The 21,261-nt window shown below is 69.2% G+C and carries 22 protein-coding genes and 1 riboswitch; of the genes, 12 read left to right on the forward strand and 10 right to left on the reverse strand.

Features of this window, described 5'->3' with window-relative positions; genetic code table 11:
• Positions 1–221 precede the first annotated feature (221 nt).
• The 5 genes from atzF to AC1RIF_RS25805 all read left to right on the forward strand — a co-directional run bounded on the left by atzF (position 222) and on the right by AC1RIF_RS25805 (position 5,578).
• Positions 222–1,952, forward strand: a complete 1,731-nt coding sequence (atzF, locus tag AC1RIF_RS25785; RefSeq protein WP_492604222.1) for an allophanate hydrolase — start codon at positions 222–224, stop codon at positions 1,950–1,952.
• Between the two features lie 173 nt (positions 1,953–2,125).
• Positions 2,126–3,115, forward strand: coding sequence for an ABC transporter substrate-binding protein (locus AC1RIF_RS25790; RefSeq protein ID WP_492604223.1), 990 nt, complete (start codon positions 2,126–2,128; stop codon positions 3,113–3,115).
• A gap of 58 nt (positions 3,116–3,173) precedes the next feature.
• Positions 3,174–4,007 (forward strand): ABC transporter permease, encoded by an 834-nt coding sequence (locus AC1RIF_RS25795; RefSeq protein WP_492604224.1) that lies wholly within the window; start codon positions 3,174–3,176, stop codon positions 4,005–4,007.
• 35 nt (positions 4,008–4,042) lie between these two features.
• The gene (locus tag AC1RIF_RS25800) at positions 4,043–4,858 is read left to right on the forward strand and encodes an ABC transporter ATP-binding protein (RefSeq protein ID WP_492604225.1); all 816 of its coding nucleotides are present in this window, start codon (positions 4,043–4,045) and stop codon (positions 4,856–4,858) included.
• A gap of 21 nt (positions 4,859–4,879) precedes the next feature.
• Positions 4,880–5,578, forward strand: a complete 699-nt coding sequence (locus AC1RIF_RS25805) for a GntR family transcriptional regulator (protein ID WP_492604226.1) — start codon at positions 4,880–4,882, stop codon at positions 5,576–5,578.
• 98 nt (positions 5,579–5,676) lie between these two features.
• Here AC1RIF_RS25805 and AC1RIF_RS25810 read toward each other — a convergent pair whose 3' ends face one another.
• Positions 5,677–5,946, reverse strand: a complete 270-nt coding sequence (locus AC1RIF_RS25810) for a chorismate mutase family protein (RefSeq protein WP_492604227.1) — start codon at positions 5,944–5,946, stop codon at positions 5,677–5,679.
• A gap of 131 nt (positions 5,947–6,077) precedes the next feature.
• On the opposite strand from AC1RIF_RS25810, the gene AC1RIF_RS25815 reads away from it, so the two are divergent.
• Positions 6,078–6,620, forward strand: a complete 543-nt coding sequence (locus AC1RIF_RS25815; RefSeq protein WP_492604228.1) for a MarR family winged helix-turn-helix transcriptional regulator — start codon at positions 6,078–6,080, stop codon at positions 6,618–6,620.
• The gene (locus tag AC1RIF_RS25820) at positions 6,613–8,406 is read left to right on the forward strand and encodes an AMP-dependent synthetase/ligase (protein WP_492604229.1); all 1,794 of its coding nucleotides are present in this window, start codon (positions 6,613–6,615) and stop codon (positions 8,404–8,406) included. The genes AC1RIF_RS25815 and AC1RIF_RS25820 overlap by 8 nt, the downstream gene beginning before the upstream one ends.
• A 5-nt stretch (positions 8,407–8,411) precedes the next feature.
• Here the strand turns inward: AC1RIF_RS25820 and AC1RIF_RS25825 are convergent, their stop codons facing one another.
• Positions 8,412–9,182, reverse strand: coding sequence for an SIR2 family NAD-dependent protein deacylase (locus AC1RIF_RS25825; RefSeq protein ID WP_492604230.1), 771 nt, complete (start codon positions 9,180–9,182; stop codon positions 8,412–8,414).
• A gap of 99 nt (positions 9,183–9,281) precedes the next feature.
• Between AC1RIF_RS25825 and AC1RIF_RS25830 the strand changes: the two genes are divergently transcribed.
• From AC1RIF_RS25830 to AC1RIF_RS25845, 4 genes are all read left to right on the forward strand, one after another.
• Complete coding sequence (locus AC1RIF_RS25830; protein ID WP_492604231.1) at positions 9,282–10,154, forward strand: uracil-DNA glycosylase; 873 nt, start codon at positions 9,282–9,284, stop codon at positions 10,152–10,154.
• 89 nt (positions 10,155–10,243) lie between these two features.
• Positions 10,244–10,780, forward strand: a complete 537-nt coding sequence (locus AC1RIF_RS25835; protein ID WP_492604232.1) for a VOC family protein — start codon at positions 10,244–10,246, stop codon at positions 10,778–10,780.
• Between the two features lie 63 nt (positions 10,781–10,843).
• Positions 10,844–12,382, forward strand: a complete 1,539-nt coding sequence (locus tag AC1RIF_RS25840) for an FAD-binding protein (protein WP_492604233.1) — start codon at positions 10,844–10,846, stop codon at positions 12,380–12,382.
• Positions 12,383–12,434: 52 nt separating this feature from the next.
• Complete coding sequence (locus AC1RIF_RS25845) at positions 12,435–13,022, forward strand: hypothetical protein (protein ID WP_492604234.1); 588 nt, start codon at positions 12,435–12,437, stop codon at positions 13,020–13,022.
• Between the two features lie 57 nt (positions 13,023–13,079).
• Here the strand turns inward: AC1RIF_RS25845 and AC1RIF_RS25850 are convergent, their stop codons facing one another.
• The 5 genes from AC1RIF_RS25850 to AC1RIF_RS25870 all read right to left on the reverse strand — a co-directional run bounded on the left by AC1RIF_RS25850 (position 13,080) and on the right by AC1RIF_RS25870 (position 17,406).
• Entirely contained in the window at positions 13,080–13,775 is a 696-nt protein-coding gene (locus AC1RIF_RS25850) for a chymotrypsin family serine protease (protein ID WP_492604235.1), read from the reverse strand.
• A 305-nt stretch (positions 13,776–14,080) separates the two neighbouring features.
• Complete coding sequence (locus tag AC1RIF_RS25855) at positions 14,081–14,842, reverse strand: ABC transporter ATP-binding protein (RefSeq protein ID WP_492604236.1); 762 nt, start codon at positions 14,840–14,842, stop codon at positions 14,081–14,083.
• Positions 14,839–15,666 (reverse strand): ABC transporter permease, encoded by an 828-nt coding sequence (locus AC1RIF_RS25860; protein ID WP_492604237.1) that lies wholly within the window; start codon positions 15,664–15,666, stop codon positions 14,839–14,841. Before AC1RIF_RS25860 ends, AC1RIF_RS25855 begins: the two co-directional genes overlap by 4 nt.
• On the reverse strand, positions 15,644–16,669 hold the full coding sequence (locus AC1RIF_RS25865) for an ABC transporter substrate-binding protein (RefSeq protein ID WP_492604238.1): 1,026 nt from the start codon (positions 16,667–16,669) through the stop codon (positions 15,644–15,646). Before AC1RIF_RS25865 ends, AC1RIF_RS25860 begins: the two co-directional genes overlap by 23 nt.
• Positions 16,666–17,406: a TenA family protein gene (locus AC1RIF_RS25870; RefSeq protein ID WP_492604239.1), complete on the reverse strand. Its 741-nt coding sequence runs from the start codon at positions 17,404–17,406 to the stop codon at positions 16,666–16,668. Before AC1RIF_RS25870 ends, AC1RIF_RS25865 begins: the two co-directional genes overlap by 4 nt.
• Positions 17,400–17,496, reverse strand: a riboswitch (TPP riboswitch). It overlaps the preceding gene by 7 nt.
• A 90-nt stretch (positions 17,497–17,586) precedes the next feature.
• Here AC1RIF_RS25870 and AC1RIF_RS25875 point away from each other — a divergent pair.
• Complete coding sequence (locus tag AC1RIF_RS25875; protein ID WP_492604280.1) at positions 17,587–19,155, forward strand: carboxylesterase/lipase family protein; 1,569 nt, start codon at positions 17,587–17,589, stop codon at positions 19,153–19,155.
• Between the two features lie 9 nt (positions 19,156–19,164).
• Here AC1RIF_RS25875 and AC1RIF_RS25880 read toward each other — a convergent pair whose 3' ends face one another.
• The 3 genes from AC1RIF_RS25880 to AC1RIF_RS25890 are packed head-to-tail and all read right to left on the reverse strand — an operon-like array spanning position 19,165 to position 21,095.
• Entirely contained in the window at positions 19,165–19,524 is a 360-nt protein-coding gene (locus AC1RIF_RS25880; RefSeq protein ID WP_492604240.1) for a zinc ribbon domain-containing protein YjdM, read from the reverse strand.
• A gap of 27 nt (positions 19,525–19,551) precedes the next feature.
• Positions 19,552–19,848: a DUF2470 domain-containing protein gene (locus tag AC1RIF_RS25885; protein WP_492604241.1), complete on the reverse strand. Its 297-nt coding sequence runs from the start codon at positions 19,846–19,848 to the stop codon at positions 19,552–19,554.
• On the reverse strand, positions 19,845–21,095 hold the full coding sequence (locus AC1RIF_RS25890; protein WP_492604242.1) for an MFS transporter: 1,251 nt from the start codon (positions 21,093–21,095) through the stop codon (positions 19,845–19,847). The genes AC1RIF_RS25885 and AC1RIF_RS25890 overlap by 4 nt, the downstream gene beginning before the upstream one ends.
• Between the last annotated feature and the right edge of the window lie 166 nt (positions 21,096–21,261).

Here is a 21,261-nt window from a genome sequence, read left to right on the forward strand (position 1 = left end):
TCTCCTCGAGCTGTCGTCGGGTCGGGTTCATTGCGAATATCCCACGCGTCGCGCCCGCGCGTTGGTCGCCTCGCCGGGGTCCGTGTCGGCGCCGGAGCCGCTCGATACGAGATCGTCACGTCGGGTAGCGCGGATGTAACAGCAGCTTGCCTAGCGTATTCACCGACGTATACACGGTTGGACCGTCATTCGCGGTCCACGCGAGAAGGCGGCCGACGACGATGACGAACTCCTCCATCAGCACCGACACCACGACCCCCACCGGCCGCGTGAGAGACGCCTTCGCGCGCATCGACGAGTGCGGGCGGCCGGAGGTCTGGATCACGCTGCGTGCGGTGTCCGACGTCGTCGCCGACGCGGTTGACGTGGAGCGCAGGCTCGCGGCGGGTGAGGAACTGCCGTTGGCGGGAACGGTGTTCGCCGTCAAGGACAACATCGATGTCGCGGGTCTGCCGACCACGGCAGCCTGTCCCGAGTTCGCCTACGTTGCGCAGGCGTCGTCGCCGGCGGTGACACGGCTGCAGCGTGCCGGGGCGGTCGTCCTCGGCAAAACCAATCTGGACCAGTTTGCGACGGGGCTCGTCGGTACCCGCAGCCCCTACGGGGTGGTGCGGTCGGCGACCCACCCGGACCGCGTGTCGGGCGGGTCGAGTTCGGGGTCCGGAGCGGTGGTGGGGCTGGGGCTGGTCGATTTCGCGCTCGGCACGGACACGGCCGGCTCGGGCCGGGTGCCGGCGGCTTTCAACGGTGTCGTGGGCATCAAGCCGACCCTCGGGCTCGTGCCGACCGTCGGCGTCGTGCCGGCCTGCGCGGACTTCGACTGCGTCACCGTCCTGGCACCCACGGTGGACCTCGCGGGACGTGCGATGGCGATCATGATCGGGCCGGACGTCGACGACCCGCGCAGCCGTAGCTGGCCCGCGGACGTGCTGCTGTCCGCCCCGACACGGGCGCGCGTCGGGGTGCCGGTCGACGAGCAGTTGGACACGCTCTCCGACGGCTATCGGCGCAGCTTCGCGGCGGCCGTCGCGCGCGCCTCGCAGGCCGGCATGGACGTCGTGCGGGTCGACATCGCGCCGCTGCTCGAGGCCGCGACCCTGCTCTACGACGGCGCCCTCGTCGCGGAGCGCTTCGACGCGGTGGGCCGGTTCGTCGTCGACCGTCCCGATGCCGTGCTGGACCCGACGGTCGCCGCGATCGTCCGGGCGTCGGAGTCGAAACCGGCCCACGAGTTCGTGCGCGACATGGGCACGCTCGCGGTCGCGCAGCATCATGCCAGGCGGCTGTTCGCGGACGTCGACGTCCTGCTGCTGCCCACCACCACCGAGCACCCCCTGATCGAGGACGTGCTCGCGGACCCGATGGAGATCAACCGGCGGCTGGGCACGTTCACGAACTTCTGCAACCTGCTCGACCTGGCCGCCGTCGCGGTGCCCGCCGAGGCCGAACCCGGCGAATCGTTCGGGGTGATGACGGTGGCCCCGGCGTTCGGGGATCAGGTCGCGCTCGACGTGGCCGCCCGCCTCCAGGGTGTCGAGTCGTCGGATCTGCTCTCGGAGGAGGGAATCGGGCTCGCGGTGTTCGGGGCTCACCTGCGTGGTCAGCCGCTGCATCACCAACTCGAGGCGCTGGGGGCGCGGTTCGAGCGGGCCGTCGCGACCACCGCGGACTACCTGATGGTGCGACTGGATTCGGTTCCGCCCAAGCCGGGTCTGGTGCACGTGCCGGACGGATCGGGCCGCTCGCTCCCCGGTGAGCTGTACCGGATCTCGACGGCGGGACTCGGCGCCTTCCTCGCGGCGCTGCCCGCGCCGATGGCGTTGACGTCGATGACCCTCGCGGACGGAACCGTCGCGGTCGGGTTCACCTGTACGCCCGCCGCTGCCGCAGCCGGGGTGGACATCACCGAGTTCGGAGGCTGGCGTGCCTTTCTGGGCGGCGTCCCCGCGTGACGGCGTGACGGACGTGTTACGGGCGGCGCGGCGGGGGCCGTTTCGTTAACACGGCGATCACAGGGGCGACCATCGGCCGTAAACGCGTCGCGAAACAGTGTGGGCGAGCGGATACGTCGCTGTATACCGACTCGGCGCAGTGCTTTTCGGCATTTCTACCCCAGGAGAGTTCCATGCCCCTTCGTTCCATGAGGTGGCTCGCAGTCATCGCTTCCGTACTCGCGATACTGCTGACGAGCGCGTGCAGCAGCATCGACTCCACGTTCGCGGCGCGGCCCGCCGGGGCCGGCGACAGCACGAAGGTGGTCAAGGTCGGCACCCTCCGCGGCCAGCCGCATCTGTTCCATCCCTTCTTCTACGAACGGTTCGCGCCGGCCGGCACCGCGGTCGACGTGGTCGTGTTCGACAGTTCGCCCGACATCAAGAACGCGCTCGTGAGCGGCGCGATCGACTTCGGTGTCGCCGGTGTCCCCGCCTTCCTCTCGGGATCGGCGGCCGGACAGGACATCCGGCTGATCGCGTCGGCGGCCGACGGAGGTACCGGCATCGTCGCGGCACCGGGCATCGACACGGTGGACGACCTGCGCGGGCAGAAGGTGGGGTTCCCGCTCGGTTCGTCGCAGGAGATCCTCCTGCGGCTCACACTCGCCCGGCAGGGCCTGGACCCCGCCCGTGACGTCCAGTTGGTCAATCTCCCGTTCTCGGACATGGCGAAGGCGCTTGCCACCGGACAGATCTCGGCGTTCGCGTCGGCAGAGCTGGGACCGGCGACCGCGATCGAGGCCGGGGCGCACAGCCTGGTCTCGCCGTACGACACGCCGGTCGGGCGGGTGAACATCGGACTGGCGACCACCCAGCGCACGATCGATGCGCGGCCCGAGTTGGTGCAGTCGATGGTCGATGTGCACGTGCAGACCGCGGCCTTCATGGACGGCGACCGTGACGCCTGGCACCGCGGTGTGGTGGACGAGTTCGGTCTGGACGGCGACGTCGCCGCGACCGCGATCGCGAACATCTGGCCGCGTGCGGACCTGTCCGCCGACTACCGCAGCCAGGTGGGCGCGCTGACTCGTCAGATGGCGGCGCTCGGACAGATCCCGGTCGAACCCGACCTCGCCGCCTTCGTCGACGACTCGTTCCTGACCGCGTCCGCTCATGCCTGACCGGTCTCCTGCGAGCCCCCCTGAACCTGCCGTTCCGCCACCAGTTCGAGGAGTCACCGTGGCCACAGCCTCTGCCCCGATCGCCGCCGCCCTGAAGAAGAAAGCTGCAGTGCTGTACGGCTTTCCGGCACTGATTCTGCTCGCCGGATTCTGGAGCGTGGGCGTCCGCTTCGGATGGACGCTGCCACTGGGTATCCAGATGCAGTACCTGCCTCCGCCCGGCGAGGTGGCCGGACGGATGTGGGACGTCGCGGTCGGTGGAGTCCACGACGACGCCTACAGCGGTTCGCTGTGGAGGCACCTCGCGGCCAGTACGCTCCGCGTGCTGAACGGCTTCCTGTCGGCGGCGGCACTGGCGATTCCGCTCGGTGTCCTCATGGGCCGGTTCGGTCCGGTCCGCCGGGCACTCGAGACGACCGTCAATCTGGTCCGCCCCATTCCGGTGACCGCGTGGGCACCGCTGACCCTGCTCATCATCGGCTACGGCGACCGTTCCACGATCTTCCTGATCTTCGTCGCGGCGTTCTTCCCGATCCTGCTCAACACCACCGTCGGTGTCGCCCAGGTGCCTCCGCGACTGCTCGAGGCCGCCGCGATGCTCGGCACGCCCAAGGCCGAGACGCTCTACAAGATCGTCATCCCCAGCGCGATGCAGAGCATCACCAGCGGCTTGCGGATCGCGCTGGGCCTGTCGTGGGTCGTGCTGGTCGTCGGTGAGACCGTCGGCATCTCGACCGGTCTGGGTGCGTTGATCACCCAGGCACGCGACATGAGCCGCACCGACCTGATCATCGCCGGCATGGTCTTCATCGGACTCGCGGGCTTCGCCACCGATCGGCTGATGGGAGGACTCCTGCGGGTCGCGACACGCGGCCGCCCCGGGTTGTCCTGACCCGCAACACACTTCTCTCGACGAAAGGCCATCCCATGTCCTATCCAGTCGCGACGGCACCGACCGGTGCCACGTCGAACCAGGCCGCAGACATCGTCATCCGCGACCTCGCCAAGCGGTACGGGGAGGGGACCGGAGCCGTGCAGGCGGTGGCCGGTGTCGACCTGACCATCGCGTCGGGCGAGTTCGTCTGCCTCGTCGGTGCCAGCGGATGTGGCAAGAGCACGCTCCTGCGCATGCTCGCCGGATTCGAATCTCACAGTGGGGGAGAGCTCCTGGTGGGCGGAACCCCGGTTCGGGGGCCCGGCCCGGACCGCGGTGTGGTGTTCCAGGACTACGGTCTCTTCCCGTGGATGTCGGTCCGCGAGAACGTCGCCTACGGGCCACGCCAACGCGGGCTCGGACGCTCCGAGTCGACCGCACAGGCCGACAAGTACATCCGGGCGGTGCAACTCGAACGCTTCGCGGACCAGTACCCGCATCAGCTCTCCGGCGGCATGCAGCAGCGTGTGGCGATCGCCCGGGTCCTCGCCAACAACCCGGCAGTGATGTTGATGGACGAGCCGTTCGGTGCCCTCGACGCGCTGACCCGCACGACGCTGCAGCACGAACTCGCCCGGATCCAGCGGGCGGAGGGCACCACCGTCATCTTCGTCACGCACAGCATCGAGGAGGCCGTGTACCTCTCGGACCGTGTCGTCGTGATGACCGGGGGTGCCTCACACGGTGTTCCCGGGCACATCCGCGACATCGTCGAGATCGACCTCGGCGACGAGCGGGACGTCACGTCGGTGGCGTTCAACGACCTCGAACGCCGGATCGCGGCGATGGTGCACGAGCCGATTCACTGACCCGTCGAAGGGAGCTACGAGATGACCACTGCCGACGGATCGTCGGGCATCAGCCTGCGCGAGAAGGTGTACCTGGAGTTGCGGGAGCAGATCATGAGCGGGCAGGTTCCCGCGCACGCCCGACTGGTGGAGGGACGCCTGTGCGAGTCGCTCGGGGTGTCCCGTACGCCGTTGCGGGAGGCGCTGGTCCGGTTGCACTCCGACGGTATCGTCACCCGCCGCGAGGACGGCTATTATCCGGCGTTCCCCGATCTCGGCAGCATCCGTGACCTGTACGAGCTGCGGATCACGCTGGAACTGCGGGGCATCTCCCGGCACCTCGAGAATGCGGATCTGGAGTTCGACGTGGCCCTGCTCGAAGCGATACGCGCGCAGTGGCAGGCACTGAAGGCCGACCCGCCGGCACCGTCGCGCGACATCGTCCAGCTGGATCAGCAGTTCCACCTCGATTTGTCGACGGCGGCGGGAAACCCGGCGCTGACCCGGGCGCTGGCGGCGGTGAACAGTCAGATCCGGCTCGTGCGGATGCACGACTACCAAACGCCCGAGCGGGTGGAATCGACGATCACCGAACACCTGGCCATCGTCGAGCAGGTCCTCGACGGAGCGTTGGACGGTGCCCTCGCTGCGCTGCACGCCCACGTGGGCGAGTCGTTGGACGTCGTCGAGGAGCGTGCCGTCCACGCCGTGACCGCACACGCGCTGCACGGCTGGCGCTGACGGCCGGGAGACCTGCCGCAGACGACGAAACCGCCTCCGCGGGGTGACCGAAGTCACTGAGCGGAGGCGGTTTCTGCGTGTGAGCCCTGGGGTTGTCGCTACCGCGATTCGGTGGAGCTCAGGCGCGTCAGTGTGCGTCCGAGGACGGGGCCGTCCGAGCCCAGCTCGTCGAAGCGTGACGCGGTGTCGGTCAGCTCCGACTCGGCCGGTGCGAGGGCGCGGGCGAGATCGGCGCGGCGACGCACCGCGGCCAGGATCTGCGCATCCAGGTCGACAATCTCCTGCTCGAGGCGGTCGAGAGCAGCCGCGTCGGCGGTCCGGTGCGATCCAACGGCACGGACGGCGATCGAGTCGGTCTGAACGGACAAGTCGTCTCCTCGGGTCTCGGTCGGGCAGGCGCTGATGCGTTGCTGTCACACAATTAGTCGCATCTGCCGTTCGAACGTTACTTCCGGTACGCGACCGCTGCACGGTGAGACCGACGGCGTAGAGTTGCACTGTGCAACATGGCGGCGAGGTCGATCAGGTGGCGGCGGTGCACGCCGAACTGGTGCAGTTGGCCCGGGAACTGGTGGCCGGCGGCCGTGACGCGCAGGGCGGTCCGTCGTTCGCTCAGCACTCGGTCCTCTCGTTCGTCGCACGCAACCCGGGATGCCGCGCCACCGACATCTCCGACGCGTTCGGTGTCAACCGGTCGACCGTTTCGCGGCAGCTCCGGGGATGCACCGACGGGGGATGGGTGCGAGCCGATTCGGGGCCCGTGCGCTCCGGTCGCCCCCTGCACCTGACGCCCCAGGGCATCGCGGTGCTCGCCGCCGCCGACCGCCGTCGCTTCGACGACGTCCGCGCGCGCGTGGACGGCTGGTCCACGACCGAGATCGCGCAGTTCGCTCTGATTCTGCGGCGTTTCCGGGACGGGCCGGCCGCGGCTGTGGGCCCGGCGACGTCCGGAACCCTGGAACATCCCGCCGGTTCCGAGATACCTGTGATTCACGGGGCCCCCGGGTCCCCTGCACCTGCTGGAGATGACACACATGCGTGAGTACGGCGCCCCTGCCCGCTTCACCATCGGTGACGACGAGTCGATCGTCCGGACGGTGTTCGAGCACGCGAGACGCAGTCCCGATCGCGTGCTGTTCTCCCGGCCGGTCGAGGACCGCTGGGTGGACGTCACCGCGGACGAGTTCGCGGACCTGGTCACCGGGGTGGCGAAGGGTCTGGTGGCGGCGGGCGTCGGTCCCGGCGACCGGGTGGCGCTCCTGTCCGCGACACGATTCGAGTGGACGCTGTTCGACTTCGCGATCTGGGCGGCGGGAGCGGTGTCCGTGCCGATCTACGACTCGTCGTCACCGGACCAGATCCGATGGATCGTCGAGGACTCCGGGGCCGTCCTCGCGATCGTGGAGACCGCGAGCCACGCGGCCGGGTTCGACGGAGTCATGTCCGGTCCGGGGCGCGTGCTGCAGATCGAGGACCGGGCCGTCGAGAAGCTGGTCGCCGAGGGCGCGCGAATCGACGACTCCGCCGTCGACGAGCGGCTGGCCGGGATCCGAGCAGACGACCTTGCGTCCCTGGTCTACACGTCGGGGACGACGGGGCGGCCGAAGGGCTGCATCCTCACGCACCGGAACTTCCTGTCCGAGGTGCGCGGGATCCTCGCTGCGTCGATCGGTGACGTGGCAAAACCCGGCAACCGGATGCTGACCTTCCTCCCGTTGGCCCACGTGCTCGCCCGTGCGGTCTCCCTCGCGATGTTCGAGGCCGGTGGAATCCAGGCGCACTGGTCGAACTTCGGAACGGTGGCGGGACAGTTCCAACGTTTCCGGCCCCACGTGATCCTTGGTGTGCCACGTGTTTTCGAGAAGGTACGCGACAGCGCCGCACATGCGGCCCAGACCAAGGGCCGCATCCCCGGGGCCGTGTTCGCCTTCGCCGAGGCCACCGCGATCGCCTACAGCGAGTCCCTCGACACCGGTGGCCCGTCCCGGCTCCTGAAGGTGCGGCACGCGATCGCCGATCGGCTGGTCTACGCCAAACTTCGCGCCGCGCTGGGGGATCAGTGCTGGTGGGCCATCTCCGGCGGCGGGGCACTCATGCCGCGGCTGGGACACTTCTTCCGTGGTGCCGGCGTCCCGATCTACGAGGGCTACGGACTCACCGAGTCCACGGCCGCACACTGCGTCAACGTGCCCGGCGAGCAGAAGATCGGCACGGTGGGCCGTCCGATGAGCGGTAACTCGGTGCGGATCGCGCCGGACGGCGAGATCGAGCTCGGCGGCGGTGTCGTGTTCGCCGGGTACTGGCGCAACGACTCGGCCACGGCGGACGCCCTCCGCGACGGCTGGCTCCGCACCGGGGACCTCGGCGAACTGGACGAGGACGGCTACCTGACGCTCACCGGGCGGAAGAAGGACCTCCTGGTCACCGCCGGCGGAAAGAACGTCTCGCCTGGCCCGCTCGAGGATCGCCTGCGGTCGAACGTGCTTGTCTCACAGGCTGTCGTCGTGGGCGACGGCCGACCGTTCATCGGTGTGTTGTTGACCCTCGACCCCGAGCCGTTCGGGAACTGGAAGTCGGCGAACGGGAAGCCGGTCGCGGCGACGGTCGCCGACCTCGCTACTGACACCGATCTCCGCGCCGCCCTGCAGGCCGTCGTCGACGACGCGAATTCGACGGTCTCCCACGCGGAGGCGATCAAGCGGTTCGAGATCCTCCCGCACGACCTCACCGAGGAGTCCGGCGAACTGACCGCCACACTGAAGATCAAGCGGCAGGTGGTCTCCGAGCGTTTCGCCGAGCAGATCGAGGCGATCTACCGGGGGCACTGACCGCGTCAGCCGCGACGTTCGGCGCCACCGGCGGCGACCAGCGCCGGCAGGCCCACGGCCGCAGTCGTGCGCCACGAGTGGTGCACGTGGTCGCTCAATCCGGTTGCCTCGGGATTGATCTCGACGACGGTCCCGCCCGCCCGCGCGGCACGTAGTGGCAGTTCCGCAGCCGGATACACCACTGCGGACGTGCCCACGACGACCATGAGGTCGCAGTCCTCGGCCGCTTCGGTGGCCAGCGCCCACGCGTCCTCGGGCAGCGCCTCGCCGAACCACACGACGCCGGGCCGAACCGCACCGCCGCAGTTCTCGCACGTCGGCGGTGCGAGCGGGCCGGTGGGCTCGGCGTCGACGCCGCCGTCGCTGGGGAAGGACGAACCGCAGTCGCTGCATCGCGGCGAGAACAGACTGCCGTGCAGGTGTGCGGCGACGGGACTGCCCGCCCGCTCGTGGAGGTCGTCGACGTTCTGGGTGATCACCGTCACTCCGGTGTGCCCGGCCCACTGCGCGATCGCGTCGTGACCGGCGTGGGGTTGCACGCGCCGTGCGAGTCCGGTCCGCCACTGGTACCACGCCCACACCAGGCCGCTGTCGCGGTTCCATGCCTCCGGGGTCGCCAACTCGGCCGGTTCGAAGCGTTCCCACAGCCCGGTCTGCGCGTCACGGAAGGTCGGCACGCCGCTCTCGGCCGACATCCCGGCGCCGCTGAACACCACGACGCGACGGGCGGCGCGGACGGCGTCGACGAGGGCGGGATCAGGTTCGTGTGCGGTCATACCGACGATTGTGCAGGTGGGTCGACCGGGCGCCGAGCCGGACTGGGGCACACCCGGGCGGATCGGGTTCAATTGGCTCATGGCTACCTGTGTGCTGCGATGACCGTGCAGTTCCTGCCGCACCCCGGCACCGGTGAACTGTTCACCTCCCCGGTTGCTGCGGGCAGCGGCTGGCCGGGCGATCCGGCGGGCCCGGACACCCCGGTCGCGCACTCGTGTGCCGACGTCGTCGCCGAGGCGGCCGCCGCGAAGAACCTCGCGGAGCTCGATGCCCGGATCAGTGTGTGCCGGGCGTGCCCTCGGCTGGTCGACTGGCGCGAGCATTCGGCCGAGGTCAAGCGCCGTTCGTTCGCGGACCAGCCCTACTGGGGCCGCCCGCTGGCAGGTTTCGGCGACGTGTTCCCCAAACTGTTGATCATGGGTCTGGCGCCGGCAGCCAACGGCGGCAATCGCACCGGACGGATGTTCACCGGCGATCAGGCGGGGGACTGGTTGTTCCGCGCACTGCACCGCGCCGGTATCGCGAGCAAGGGCGAGGTCGAGTACGCGGGAGACGGGCAGAAGCTGTTCGGGGTGCGGATGATCTCGGCGGTACGCTGCGCACCCCCCGGCAACAAGCCCAGTGTCGACGAGCGTGACTGCTGCGCGAGCTGGCTCGACGCCGAACTCGCGCTGGTGCTGCCGTGGGTGCGTGCCGTCGTCGTGCTCGGCGGCTTCGGTTGGGACGCGACCCTGAGCGCGGTGCGGCGGGCGGGCGGCGCGGTGCCCTCGCCGAAGCCGAAGTTCGGGCACGGTGAGGTCGCCGTCGTCCACAAGGCGGACGGCAAACCGCTCAACGTGATCGGCTGCTACCACCCGAGTCAGCAGAACACCTTCACCGGCAGACTCACCGAGAAGATGCTCGACGACGTCCTCGCACGCGGCCAGGAACTGGCCGGCCTCGGCTGGGGGTGCGGCGGCTCGGGCCGCTGACCGCCACGCCCGGAACGGCGAACGTCCTCTCAGTGGGACGAGGCTTGATTCACCTCCCCGGTGCGTGGCTAGGATCACACTTCGTCCGAATGCCGTTGGAGGTCCTGATGAGTCACGTGGTGGCCGAACCCGCAGTGCAGGTCGGGTACGTGGTCGGGGACCTCGACGCGAGCATCGCGCACTGGGTGGGCTCCGTCGGCGTCGGTCCGTGGACGGTGTTCCGCGGGGTGACCTTGCACGGCCGGTACGAGGGCATCGAAACCGTGGTGACCATGGACGTTGCGATGGGCTACTCCGGTGACATGCAGATCGAGTTGATCGAGCCCACCTCGTCGGGTCCGTCGCCGTACGTCGACGAGTCCGGTGCGCCGACCGCGGGCCCACACCACCTCGCGTGGATCACCGAGGACTTGGACGCATCTCTCGCGGCGGCGCGGGAGAAGGGCCTCGAGGAGTTGTTCGTCGCGGAGGGCGCGGGCACGCGGGTGGCCTATCTGCGGGCGCCGGCGGAGCCGGGCGTCGTCTTCGAGTACATCCAGAGTCCCGCGATGCGCCAGATGCTCGCGTACGGGATCGAGCAGGCGCGCACCTGGGACGGCACCGACCCGGTTCGCGTCATCGCCTGACCTGCGGCACCCCAGACACACTGAGTGGAAACAGAATCCGGCACGGCCGGGAAAGGCTGAACGATGGTCAACTGGAACGAAGAATGTGACGTATTGGTGGCCGGGTCGGGCGCGGGTGGCGTCACCGGCGCGTACACCGCGGCTCGTGAGGGCCTCGACGTGATCCTGGTCGAGGCGACGGACAAGTTCGGTGGCACCACCGCCTACTCCGGTGGCGGCGGCTTCTGGTTCCCGTGCAACCCGGTGCTGAAGCGTGCCGGCGTCGACGACACGATCGAGGACGCGCTCGAGTACTACCATGCCGTCGTCGGTGACCGGACCCCGCGCGAACTGCAGGACACATACGTCCGCGGCGGCGGCCCGCTGGTCGAGTACCTCGAGCAGGACGAGAACCTCGAGTTCGCCACCTACCCGTGGCCCGACTACTACGGCAAGGCGCCCAAGGCTCGCAACGACGGCCAGCGTCACACCATCCCGAGCCCGCTGCCGAGCTCCGAGGTCGGTGACCTGCACAAGCTGGTTCGTGGCCCGCTCGACTTCGATCGCCTCGGCGCGGAGCTGCCCGAGATGCTGATCGGTGGTCGCGCGCTGGTCGGACGTTTCCTCAAGGCGATCGGGAACTACCCGAACGCGAAGCTGAACCTCGACACCCCACTCGTCGAGCTGGTCGTCGAGGACGGCGCCGTGGTCGGTGCGCTCGTCGAACGTGACGGGGAGCAGATCGCGATCCGTGCCCGCAAGGGTGTTCTGTTGGCGGCCGGTGGCTTCGAGGGCAACGACGAGCTGCGCCAGAAGTACGGCGTCCCGGGCGTCGCCCGCGACACGATGGGTCCGTGGGGCAACCTCGGTAAGGCGCACCAGGCCGGTATCGCGGTCGGCGCCGACACCGATCTGATGGGTGAGGCTTGGTGGTCGCCGGGCCTGACGCATCCGGACGGGCGTTCGGCGTTCGCGCTGTGCTTCACCGGTGGCATCTTCGTCAACGACGACGGCAAGCGCTTCGTCAACGAGTACGCGCCGTACGACCGTCTCGGCCGCGACATCATCGCAGGCATGGAGGACGGCTCGGTCACGCTGCCGTACTGGATGATCTACGACGATCGCGCGGGCGAGCGTCCGCCGGTGGGTGCCTCGAACGTGTCGATGGTCGAGACCGAGAAGTACGTCGACGCCGGCCTGTGGCACACCGCCGACACGCTCGAGGAGCTCGCCGCGAAGATCGGTGTGCCTGCGGAGAACCTCCTGGCGACCGTCGAGCGCTTCAATGCGATGGCCGCCAACGACGTCGACGAGGACTTCGGCCGTGGTGAGGAGGCGTACGACCGCGCGTTCACCGGGGGCGGTCCGGCACTGGTCCCGATCGAGCAGGGCCCGTTCCACGCCGCCGCATTCGGCATCTCCGACCTCGGCACCAAGGGCGGTCTGCGCACCGACACCTCGGCACGCGTCGTCGACACCTCGGGCAACCCGATCCAGGGTCTGTACGCGGCGGGCAACACGATGGCCGCTCCGAGTGGCACCACCTACCCGGGCGGTGGCAACCCGATCGGCACCAGCATGCTGTTCAGCCACCTGGCCGTGATGGACATGGCCGGCAAGTAGTCGCTCCGCGCCGGTGCTCTCCGCCGACCGCCCGCCTTGCTAGATTGCCCGCATGATTCGAAATGCCCGGTTTGTTTCTGTGGTGCTGCTACTTGCGGCGGCGGTCAGTGCCTGCGGTTCCGACGACACCGACTCGTCGGCGCAGGACGTCGTGGCCGACGAGGTCGCGGTGACCGAAGGAGGCGCGGAGGGCGCGTCGGGAGCGGACGTGCTGGCGCGATTCACGAGTTGCGCCGACGTTGCCCCCGCGGTCGCGCCGTACATTGCGGGCCTGCAGGAGAGCCCGTCGAACGCGGTCGACGAGTACGGCGCGCTGTGCAACTGGGAGACCCCCGACGGCGCCACGGATCTCAGTGAGGTCCGTGGCGTCGAGGTCCTCATCGAGCCCGGCACCGGAGAGGTCCCGGCGGTGGCCGACCTCGAGGCCGGCCGGCTCGTCGTCCTTCCGGATGCCGAACTCGAGAAGGTCGGCGGCGTCGCCTACACCCTCCCGGTGACGACGTCCGTCGTCGGCGTGATCGTCACAACGGTCCAGACACCGGATGTCAAGGTGACGATCACCGGCGGGCAGTGGGACGACATGCCGCCGTTGGACGGTCCCGCCGCGGTGTCCGCGGCCAAGGAGCTGATCGGCGCGTAGACGTGCCGACGACGACGCCGTCCGCTCACACGCAAGCGTGAGCGGACGGCGTCCGGGCTAGTTGTTCGTCACCACGAATCCCTTGCCGACCGGGTTGGACTGCGCGGCGATGCTGTCGAGCACCGCGGCGAAGTCGACGAACTCGAACGGTCCCCGGGTCATCCCCACCAGCTGGGAGTCGTTGACGAACGCGGGGCCGCCGGAGTCTCCGCCGTTGGCGGTGGCGAACGAGTTGATCCGGGGCGGGGCCTGACCGTAGATCGGGCCGCAGGTGACGCCGGTGCGTACTCCGGCCTTGCACAGCATGCCGTCGGGATTGGACGGTCCGATGCTGTCGATCCGCACTTCCGGCCCGTTCGAGGACAGGACCGCGTCCGGGTTCAGTTCGATCACCACGAAGTCGATGCTCGGATCACGGTAGGCGATGGTTCCGATCGGATCGCCGGTACCGGTCGGTCCGAAGTGGTAGACCGTTGCCCCGTCGGGGAAGTCGGCCGCCCCACCGGCGGCGGTGGACACGCAGTGCCCCGCGGAGATCGCGATCTTGTTGCCGAGACCGTCGGTGCCGACGACGCCGAGGGTGCAGTACTCCTGATTCACCAGCGGGTTCGACGGACCGGCGTCCGGCTTCGCCGTCCAGGCGATGCCGTTGGAGATGGTCCCCGTTGCCGCCGAAGCGGACGGGGTGACGGCCAGCGCCGGCACCAGAGCGGCGAACGCGGCGAGTGCGGCCAGCAGGACTCGTTTCGTCATCTTCACTTCCTGTCGGATGGTGACCATCCGGAGACGAGGTGGGATACCGGCGGGGCAGCGAGCTGCGCGAGTCTTCGGTCGGTCGGGTGTCGTGGCACGCCGAGTACGTCGGTCGGGGTCACGACGTGGTTGTGGTGCTGTTACGGAGTCACATTTCCGGGCAGCGCCATAACAGAAGGGTAACGGGGATGTATCGATCCGTCGAGGGTCGGCCGACATACATCACGATCGGGTCTGAACCGACCGGTTCGCTTGAGTAGCAGGCAGTTTCGGGTTCGTGACGTCGAGACCGGCCGGTTCTGCGATCAGCCGGTGGTCTCCTGCTCCGCCAGTGCCCGGCGGGATTCCTCGTGCAGGACCTCGATGAGGTCGTGCTCGATCGCCGCGAACTCGGGCGACGTCATCACCGACAGTTCCCTAGGACGGGGCAGATTCACCAGCACCTCGCGGCGGACCGTCGCGGGCCGGGCCGACAGCACGATCACCCGGTCCGAGAGGAACACCGCCTCGCGGATGTCGTGGGTGATCATCAGTACCGTCCAGCGGTACCGCTGCCACACGTCCTGCAGCCACGTCTGCATCTCGGTGCGGGTCAGGGAGTCGAGCGCGCCGAACGGTTCGTCGAGCAGCAGCACCTCGCGGTCCTGGACCACGGTCCGGAGCAGCGCGGCCCGCTGACGCATGCCGCCCGACAGTTGATGCGGACGGGCGTCCTCGAACCCGGCCAGGCCGAATGCGGGAAAGAGTTCGGCGGCGCGGGCCCGGGCCTGCTTGCGGGGCATCCGCTGCACCTCGAGGCCGAGGGTGGTGTTGTCGAGCACCGAGCGCCATGGGAAGAGCAGGTCCTTCTGCGGCATGTGCGCGCACGTCGGTGCGGCCACGGTCCCCGAGTCCGGGGCCTCGAGTCCCGCGACGATCGAGAACACCGTGCTCTTGCCGCATCCGCTGGGGCCGATCACCGACACGAATTCGCCGGGCCGGACCGCGAACTCGATGCCGTCGAGGACACGCCGAGCGCCGAACGACTTGGTGACGTCCGACAGTTCGACGATCGGGGAGTCGGTCATCGCGCCTCCCGACCGAGCGTTCTCGGCTGCATGGGCTGGGTGATCCAGGGCGCCACGATCCGCTCGATCGCGAACGTGCACAGGTACAGCGCCACGCTGATCGTCGCCGTCACCAAGACGGCGGCGAGGACCAGATCGGTGCGGAACGAGTTCTTCTGGATGCTCATGTAGATGCCCAGACCGGAAGTGGCGCCGACGTATTCGGCGAACACCGCGCCCACCACGGCGTAGGTGACGCCGATCCGCAGCGCCGTGAAGAAGCGGGGGAGGGCGGACGGCAGCCGCACGTAGCGGAACTGCTGCCGTCGCGATGCGCCCATGCTGCGCAGCAGTGCGCCCGCATCCCGGTCGGCGGATGCGAACCCCTCGATCAACCCGATCGCCATGGGAAAGAACGTCGCGAGGGCGATCACCAGGATCTTCGGCAGCAGGCCGAACCCGAACCAGATGATCATCAGTGGCGCGATCGCGATGATCGGCAGGGTCTGCGAGATCACGAAGAGGGGAACGAAAGCTCTTCGCAGCCAGGGGGAGAAGTCGACGGCGATCGCCAGCGCCCACGCCACCGCGAGGGACACAGCGAACCCGACGAGGGTCACCTGGACGGTGGCCCACGCGTGGACGGCGATGTCGTCGCGGTGCGCCCATCCCTGCTCGAGCACCCGCACCGGAGACGGCAGCACCTGCGGGCGGATCCCGCTCGCCGCGACGTAGACCTGCCACGCCGCGACGAGCGCGATCACCACGACGATCGCCGGCAGCGACCGGCGCACCGCACCGCGCACCGCGGGTGCTCCGCGCCTACGGCGCTGCGAGGTACTCATCGGTGAAGTACGTCGACCAGTCCGGCTCGGTGGTGAGGGGCTTGCCGTCGGGGCCGGCGAGCAGGCCGTGCTCGAACAGGAAGCCGGAGTAGCCCGACCACTGTTCGAGTGTCTGGGTGCCGACCCGGCCCGACGCGTCCTTCATGTAGTCGGCCGCCAGCATCCGCTGGCTCTCGAACACCAACTCCTCGTCGCTGAAAACCCCGGGATTCGCGGCGATAAGTGCCTTGGCGCCGCGGTCCGGATCGTCCGCGGCCACCTGGTAGCCGCGCTGCAACGCCTGCACGAACTTGCGGGCCTGCTCGGGGTGTGCCGCCAACCATTCCTCGTTGCCGTTCACCACGATCGCGTACGCGTCCGGGAATCCGTAGTCGGTGTAGTGGAAGTAGCGCATCGGAGTGCCTCGGCGGGCCGCCTCGACCCCCTCCCACGCGAAGTAGGACACCGTGAAGTCGGCCTGACCCCCGTACACGGCCTCGTACGCCGACGTCCCCAGCACGACCGTCTCGAAATCTCCTGTGCCGCCGTCGTTCCGGATGACCTGGCGGAGGATCTCGCGTTCGCCGGGATCGCCGAACCCGGCATAGGTCTTCCCGTCGAGGTCCTTCGGGCTCGCGAGATCGGCGCGGTCCGCCTTCACTCCGATGCCCGTGGCCCAGTGCTGCAGCGGTGCCAGCACGGAGACGGTCTGCGCGCCCGCGGCACGCGAGAACGTCGCCGAATCCTGGAAGCTGGAACCGAACTCGGCGTTACCCGCATCGACGAGGGTGTCGGGGGAGGTGTTGTTGTAGGGCAGCACCTGCACGTCGAGACCCGCATCCGCGAAGAACCCCTCCTGCAACGCGACGTACAACCCGGTGTGGTTGGTGTTCGGCGTCCAGTCGAGTGCGAAGCGGATGGTGTCCGCGGAATCGTCACTGCCGCACCCGGTGAGGACGCTCAGCGCGGACGCGACGATCGCCGACGTCGCCAGGACCCGGCGCAGCCGGGACACCGACGTCACGATGCGGGCCAGGGCTGCGGGTTCAGGGCGGTGTCCCAGAACATGAACTCGTAGCGCGTGGCGATCACGAACGCGCGCACCATCGCCTCACGTTGCTCGGCCGTCGTGGCCGCTGCCGCGGCGTCGACCAGTCGGCGCGCGGTCGCGACGGACTCCTGGAACTCGGGGGCGTCGTACGTGGTCACCCACTGCGCGTACGGATGCGACGGGTCCGCGGCCAGTACGTCAGCGGCGCTCGCGGCGAGCTTGCGGCCCACCTCGGCGTAGATCCAGAAGCACGGAAGCACTGCCGCGGCGGCCACGGCGTACGACTCGGTGGCGGCGGTGGCCGTCAGGTACGACACGTACCCCAGGCAGGCCTGCGAGTGCTCGGGAGCGCCGCCCCCCTCCGGCAGGACACCGCCGGCGAGCAGGCTCTCGTGGAGTTCGGTCTCCACCACCGCGGCCGTCGACGCCGACGTCGCCCAGAACGCCGCGGTCTGCGGATCGGGTGACTTGGCGGCCAGCAGCGCGAGTGCCTTCGCGTACTCGGCCAGGTAGAGGGCGTCCTGCTCGACGTACGTGCGGAAGACGTCGAGTGGCAGCGTGCCGTCGCCGAGGCGGCGCAGGAACTCCATGTCGTCGATCGCGCCGCGCAGGACTGCGGTGCGCTCCCACAGGTGATCGGTGAAACGCGTGTCGGCCGGTGCGGCGTCGACGCTGGTGTGGACAGATTTGTCGTGGACAGGCGTGGTCATCGCCGTGACATCCCTTCGTCAGCATTACCTGATGCAGGTTCCCGGGTGTGATCTCAGCCCCGCCCGTGCGGAGCACCCCGTGTCGGTGAACGAGCCGACCCTAGCACCGCCGGATTGGTACGTTGGCAGTCGGCTGTCAGCCTCGGTCGGCGGGCGGTCGAAGGTGAGGAGGGCCGCGTGATGGAAGCCGTGGAGATCGTCGAGACACAGGCACCCGACACTCTCGTGGTGGAGACGCCGCTCGGTCCGGTTCGCGGATATGCCGACGGCTCGGTTTTCTCCTGGAAGGGAATTCCGTATGCGGCAGCGCCGACCGGTCAGCGCCGCTTCCGCAGCCCCGGTCCACCGCAGCCGTGGACCGAGATCCGCGACGGCCGGGTGTTCGGTCCCATGGCACCGCAGGGTCACGACACGTCGGTGCCGCTCGACCCGGACATGCGGATCGACGAGGACTGCCTGACCGTCAACGTGTGGGCCCCGCGGCCGGACGGCACACCGCGCCCGGTGATGGTGTGGATCCACGGTGGCGCGTACTGCCTGGGATCGTCGGCCCAGCCCATCTACGACGGCCGGCTGCTCGCCGAGCGTGGCGACGTGGTGCTGGTGACCTTCAACTACCGGCTGGGCACGCTCGGTTTCCTCGACCTGTCGTCGTTCTCGACGCCCGAGCGGACGTTCGAGTCCAACCTCGGTCTCCGCGACCAGATCGCGGCTCTCGAGTGGGTGCGCGACAACATCCGAGCCTTCGGTGGCGACCCCGGTGAGGTGACGCTTTTCGGCGAATCCTCCGGCGGCGGTTCGATCACGACACTGATGACGGTGCCCCGCGCCGAAGGCCTGTTCCACCGGGCGATCGCGCAGAGCCCGCCGTCGACGTCGGTGTACGGCGCGGAGCGCGCGGCCTCCGTCGCGGGACGGTTCCTGGAGATCCTCGACCTGCCGGCCGACCGGGTCGCCGAGCTGTTCGACATGCCCTACGAGCGTCTGGTGAAGGCGGGCGACCTGCTCGTCGACGAGGTGCCGACGAAGGTGCCGGGCACCCTGGCCATGGCACCCGTCGTCGACCGCGACCTCGTCCCGCACTACCCGGTCGCGGCTTTCCAGAAGGGGTACTCGCACCGGATCCCGCTCATCATCGGTTCCAACAAGGACGAGGCGTCGATCTTCAAGTTCATGCGATCGCCGCTGCTGCCGGTCAGTGCGGAGGCCGTCCAGCAGATGTTCGCCGGGCTCGCGCAGGACAATCCGGGGCTGTCGGCGCTGCGGTTGGCCGAGATCGCTGCCGCCTATCCGGACGGTGCGAAACCCCGAGGAGCCCTGGCGATCTCGCGGGATGCCGCGTTCCGGATGCCGGCGCTGTGGGTCGCCGACGCGCACAGTCGGCACTCGCCGACGTGGGTGTACCGGTTCGACCATGCGGCGCCGATGCTCAAGGCCGCGCGCGTCGGTGCCGGTCACGCCACCGAGTTGCCCTATGTGTTCGGCAATTTCGGGACACTCAACCCGGACCCGACCTTCTGGCTCGGCGGCCGCAAGACGGCGCTCGAGGTGGCGGGCCGGGTGCAGCGACGCTGGTTGGCCTTCGCGCGCCACCGGGTACCCGCGGCCCTCGACGGCTCCAAGCACTGGGCGCCGTACACCGAGGAGACCCGGTCCACCCTGCTGATCGACACCCACGACAGCCTGGTGGTCGATCCCGACCACGCGATGCGCATCGCGTGGGGCGACGAGGTGATGGGGTTCAGCTAGAAGACTCGGTCACGCCTTCTTGACGACGCTCGACTTGAGCTGCATGGGGCCGATCCCGTCGACCTTGCAGTCGATGTCGTGGTCGCCCACGCCCTGGACCAGTCGGATGTTGCGGACCTTCGTGCCGGCCTTGATGCCGGTGGGGCTGCCCTTGACCTTGAGCGTCTTGATCACCGTGACGGTGTCACCGTCGGTGAGGACGTTCCCGACGGCGTCGCGGATGACGCCGTCCGCGTCGCCGTCGGCCCCGCCGACCCTGCCGTCCGTGGACGCCCATTCGTGCGCGCACTCCGGGCAGACCAGCAGTGCGCCCATCTCGTAGGTGTACTCACACGAGCAACTGGGGCAGGGCGGCAGGGGATGGTCCACGTGGAGATCGTAGTGCGCGGGGACGGCTCAGTGCCGGTCCGGTGCGACGCCCAGCTTCTCGCACGCCGCCTGGTACAGCGCGACCACCTCGGTGCGGATGGATGTGCGGTCGGTGACCGTCCCGATCCACGGCACCCGCACGGCGCGCTCGGCGCCGTCGACGTCGACCGCCCACTCGCCGGCCTCGGTGTCCAGCCCGGTCATGCGGGCGGCGGTCGCGGCGGGCTCGGCGAACGCGCGCACGATCATCAGATTGTCGGCGGCGTGGTCGCCGTTCATGTGGCCGGTCACGGCGGCGACGACGGCGGCATCGAAGGATGTCATGGGCGCGATCCTAACTGCACCGTGGGTGGCATCCGGTCGGCGTCCAACTCGCGCAGCACCGGCAGCGTGAAGCACACGAGCGCCACCGCGAGCACCGGTACCGCCAGGACGAAGAACGTCGTCCGTACACCGAGCTGATCGATGAGCGGACCGGCCAGCAGGAAGCCGAGCGGTCCCGCCGCGTAGGCAGTGGAGGTCATCACGCCGACGACGCGGCCGCGCATGTGCTCGGGACTGCGGGTCTGCATGGCCCAGTTGGCGATCGGACCCACCGGCCCGTACACCAGGCCGATCACGACGGACAGCCCCAGCAGCACCCACAGCGGTGGCAGGAACGCCATGCCGAGCATCGACAACCCCAGGCCGCTGACCGCGATCAGCATCAGGTTGCGGCGCTTGAGATACGGCGCCAACGCGCCGTAGGCGAGGGCTCCGACCAGCCCACCGACGCTCATCGCCATCAGCACCCAGCCGAGCTGGGCGGGCTCGCCGCGGTCGGTGAAGTACTTGGGGAACAGCACCGACTCGATCGGCAGGTACAGCGCGACGATCGCCATGTCGACCAGTGCGAGGGTGCGCAGCAACCGGTCGTTCCACACGAACCGCAGGCCCTCGAGCGTGCCCGTCCACATCGATGCGGGCCGGGTGGCGTGGTCGGGGCGCCCGGCGTGCTCGAGGCGCAGGAACGCGATCGTCACGATCGACAGGACGAAGCAGACCGCGGTGACCCACAGGGTGCTCTCGGGGCCGACCCACGCGATCAGGACACCGCCGATTCCGGGTCCGACGAGGTAGGCGACGTTGTAGTTGGCCTCGTACAGGCTGTTGACGCGGTCGAGTTTCCACCCCGCCGCCCGCGTCGCGGCCGGCAGCATCGACTCGCGCGCCGAGATCCCGGCCGGGTCGAACGTGGCACCGACCGCGGCCAGCACCGCGAGCACCGGCACCGACAGACCGATGGTGCCGGCGACGACGGGGATCGCGGCCACCGACAGCGCGGACAGCGCATCCGACACCAGCGAGGTGGGTCGGCGGCCGAACCGGTCGACGACCGTGCCCGAGAACAGGCTGGCCAGCAGCAGCGGAACGGTGGCCGCACCCGCCACGATCGCGGCGTCGGTGGCCCGTCCGGTCTGTTCGAGCACCAGCCACGGGAGCGCGACGATGACGATGCCGTTGCCGGTCGCGGACAGCAGCGTCGCGAGGTTGAGCAGGATCAACGGCCCGAACCGTCGGGAGGTGGTCACGTCCGGGACGGTCACTGTGCGCTTGCCTTCGAGTCGGATGGGTGATGCCTTCCGAAGTTAACAGTGCCCGCGGTGGGTACGCGACCGGTTTTACCCTCCCTCCGATCCTGGAGGATTCCTCTCGCGATCCCGGGAGGAATCCTTCAGGATCACACGTCCGCGGAGG

The organism is Prescottella sp. GW823-FHT02E09 (genome assembly GCF_058797375.1).